Source organism: Shigella sp. FC1967 (genome assembly GCF_001743005.1).
Taxonomy (GTDB): Bacteria; Pseudomonadota; Gammaproteobacteria; order Enterobacterales; family Enterobacteriaceae; genus Proteus.
This window is the reverse complement of record NZ_MIIZ01000782.1, coordinates 1-3,356: the sequence shown is the minus strand read 5'-3', so window position 1 is coordinate 3,356 and position 3,356 is coordinate 1. Positions and strand designations below refer to the sequence as shown.

General features: G+C 36.8%; 3 protein-coding genes and 1 tRNA gene. 1 reads left to right on the top strand and 3 read right to left on the bottom strand.

The features are described 5' to 3' along the window. Positions 1-157: 157 nt before the first annotated feature. The 3 genes from fruK to folD form a co-directional block, all read right to left on the bottom strand. Positions 158-1,099: a 1-phosphofructokinase gene (gene fruK / locus BHE89_RS12825; RefSeq protein ID WP_069368367.1), complete on the bottom strand. Its 942-nt coding sequence runs from the start codon at positions 1,097-1,099 to the stop codon at positions 158-160. Positions 1,100-1,758: 659 nt separating this feature from the next. Beyond that, positions 1,759-1,971: a ribosome-associated protein YbcJ gene (ybcJ, locus tag BHE89_RS12820; RefSeq protein WP_069368368.1), complete on the bottom strand. Its 213-nt coding sequence runs from the start codon at positions 1,969-1,971 to the stop codon at positions 1,759-1,761. 3 nt (positions 1,972-1,974) lie between these two features. Then, entirely contained in the window at positions 1,975-2,847 is an 873-nt protein-coding gene (gene folD / locus BHE89_RS12815; RefSeq protein ID WP_069368369.1) for a bifunctional methylenetetrahydrofolate dehydrogenase/methenyltetrahydrofolate cyclohydrolase FolD, read from the bottom strand. Between the two features lie 189 nt (positions 2,848-3,036). On the opposite strand from folD, the gene BHE89_RS12810 reads away from it, so the two are divergent. Next, positions 3,037-3,113 (top strand) — tRNA-Arg (locus BHE89_RS12810). Positions 3,114-3,356 lie beyond the last annotated feature (243 nt).

Below are 3,356 nucleotides of genomic sequence, written 5' to 3'. Positions count from 1 at the left end.
AAACAGAAAAAAATAAAAAATGGATTTAATAATAAAAAAATACCAATCAAATTAAGAGATTCTATTTTAGATTATTTATGGCATAGCATTAATATATTTAATGGAAGAAGTGGTAATTCTACTTAATATTATTCAATTTACCACTGAGATTTATTACTTATAATTTTAGAGGCGTTAATTCTACTTCTGTCATCATTTTCGCTAATTGTTCGCGATCGTGAATACCCACATTGGTTTGGCTCACAGCAAGTGCAGAAACGGCAGTAGCAAGACGTAAGGTATGTTCACTGGTTTGTCGCATCATTAAACCATAAATTAAGCCACCAACCATTGAATCTCCAGCTCCGACGGTACTTACGACATCACATTTAGGGGGCTTCGCCATCCATGTACCCGATGCATTAACCCACATTGCCCCTTGTTCGCCTAATGAAATGACAACATGAGCAATACCTTGTTGACGTAATGCTTGTGCTGCTTGCACAACATCAGAAAGCTCTGGTAAGGGTCTACCTGCCCAAATCTCTAATTCATGATGATTTGGTTTAACAAGCCAAGGTGAGGCTTTTAATCCCGCGACAAAAGCTTCTCGGCTACTGTCAAAGATTAAACACATACATTCGCTACGTAATCGTGTCATCCATGCCGTGAAATCATTGAGATCGACACTAGGAGGAACACTACCACTAACACAAATCATATCAAATTGACCCGCCCAGCTTAGTGTGTCGTTAACAAAGCGAGTCCAGTCTTGTTTTGTGATTTCAAAACCAGAGAAATTGAAGTCGGTCACTTTGCCATTGGGTTCTGTGAGTTTGACATTAATGCGAGTACGTCCTTCAACCATTTGAAAACGGTTAGCGATACCGGAGTCACTAAACTCTTTTTGGAATCCATCTTGGTTTTCTTTGCCTAAAAAACCCCCAACAGTGACGTCAACACCAAGGCTTTTTAAAACTTTAGCGACATTGATACCTTTACCCGCAGCATGAAAGCCCGCCGTTTTAACACGATTAACTTCACCAAGTTCAATTGGATGACTTAAACCAACAAGATCATATGCTGGATTAAGTGTGATGGTTGCTACTCTGCGTTTCATGCTAGTTCCTTACCTTAAATAAAAGAACAGGCATCAATTTTTGCTGTGATTTAGCAAAAACAAAGATACCTTGAGTGGGTAAGCCGAGCATAAAATCTCCTGTTAGATAAAGGGTGAAAAAGACTGAAAGATCACAAAATGACAACTAAAATAGTAACACGAGGCTGAATCGTTTCAAATTATAACCTGTAATTTAGTACAAACAATAATTCTTTTGCCTAATAAAAGTAGAAATAAATTAGATCCAAATCACATTTGAATGCATTTAAACATGAATAAATGAATAAAAAGTATCAATAAAAAAGGGTTGTTGCTGAAAGTTTTACAGTAATGGTTAAAAAAGTGTTATCTATATATAAAATAATAACTTATATAACTTCTTTTTATCTATTTTTTTATAAAATGTGCAAATTGCTGAACTGCAACAGGAAATTATAAGCATAGATAATCATTAAAATGATGTTCTCTATTTAAATATATTAAATTAAATTCTATTATTTTGTTTAAATTCAAATGGTTATATCATTATATTTTTTAAATGTAATTAAAATAACAAAAAAAGAGAGAAAAAAAGCGTATTGAAGGTAAAAAGGATTAAAAAAAAGAAAAAAAGCGCGGCTGAGGTAGCGACGCTTTTTCAATATCAATTAATTTGCTGATTATTTGCTGACGCTGACAGAAAACTCACCGAAGGTGACAACTTTTCCAGCAACAATTTTACAGCGTTTTCGGGTTTCAACTTTACCGTCAACACTCACTAAACCTTCAGCAATGACACTTTTAGCTGCTGCTCCGCTTTCAGTCCAACCTTGAAGTTTTAATAAATCACAAAGCTCGACATAGTCGTGTCCATCTAATTGAAATATTTCCATCGATTAATTATTTCCTGTTTCGGGGTCGTGATATTCTTCGCATGCTTGCAAAGTATTTTGGATCAGTGTGGCGACTGTCATTGGACCTACACCACCAGGGACGGGAGAAATCCACCCCGCACGTTGTGATGCTGCTTCAAAATCAACATCCCCAACAACTTTACCACTTTCAAGACGGTTTATACCGACATCAATCACGATTGCACCCGGTTTAATCCATTCACCGGGAATAAAGTTAGGCTTACCTACTGCCACAACGACTAAATCTGCGTGCTCAACATGAAAACGTAGATCTTTAGTAAAACGGTGAGTAACTGTTGTTGTACAACCCGCAAGTAATAGCTCTAGGCTCATTGGGCGACCAACAATATTGGATGCGCCAATAATAACGGCATTTAATCCATTCATAGGAATATTACAGCGCTCTAGGAGTGTGACAATACCACGAGGTGTGCAAGGTCGTAATTTAGGTGCTCGTTGGCATAGGCGACCAATATTGTAAGGGTGAAAGCCATCAACATCTTTATCAGGATGAATACGTTCTAAAACTTTAACGTTATCAATTCCGGCGGGTAAAGGGAGTTGAACGAGAATACCATCAATGGTGTTGTCTGCGTTAAGCTGGTCGATCAGATTTAATAAATCTGCTTCACTGGTAGTATCTGGTAAATCATAAGATCGAGAAATAAAGCCAACTTCTTCACAAGCGCGGCGTTTACTTCCAACATAAATCTGTGATGCTGGGTTATCACCCACTAAAATAACAGCTAAACCAGGTGCTCGTTTTCCTGCATTAATACGCTGTTTTACTTTATCTGCCACTTCACTTCTGATGGTCTGCGCAATCGATTTCCCATCTATAATTCTTGCTGACATCTATACATCCAAATTATTCAATTACGGTATTTGCCTATTTTGTCAGATCAAGAGCAATCTGTCAGTCGAATACTTGCCATATTTTGACCATATAGTTTGATATCGTTGAAAAAGCGTTGACTCTCAGAATGTTGAACGTATAATTCACACCCGTTATCAGCACTCTTGCTGACGTCTAAGTTTTTCTAGGCGCCCTTAGCTCAGTTGGATAGAGCAACGGCCTTCTAAGCCGTAGGTCACAGGTTCGAATCCTGTAGGGCGTACCATTTCGAAGTCAATGGACATCAACCGATGTCTTTTTTTATGCCTAAAATTCAGTGAATTAACTAATTTAACCCTATCTATGAACTGACTATTTGCTTTAAGCTGGTGGTAAAGAGATTCGCAAGGAGTTGAACTTTTAAGCTTGGATTGAAAAATCAATGGCGGTTTATTTTATTAAATATTTAAAGTAAATATTATAGAACTATTTTACTATTATGTATTGAATGTTAATTAATGAAATATAT

Excerpts from the sequence above, each read along its gene's own strand:
- fruK (WP_069368367.1), bottom strand. The coding sequence starts at position 1,099 with ATGAAACGCAGAGTAGCAACCATCACACTTAATCCAGCATATGATCTT.
- ybcJ (WP_069368368.1), bottom strand. The coding sequence starts at position 1,971 with ATGGAAATATTTCAATTAGATGGACACGACTATGTCGAGCTTTGTGAT.
- folD (WP_069368369.1), bottom strand. The coding sequence starts at position 2,847 with ATGTCAGCAAGAATTATAGATGGGAAATCGATTGCGCAGACCATCAGA.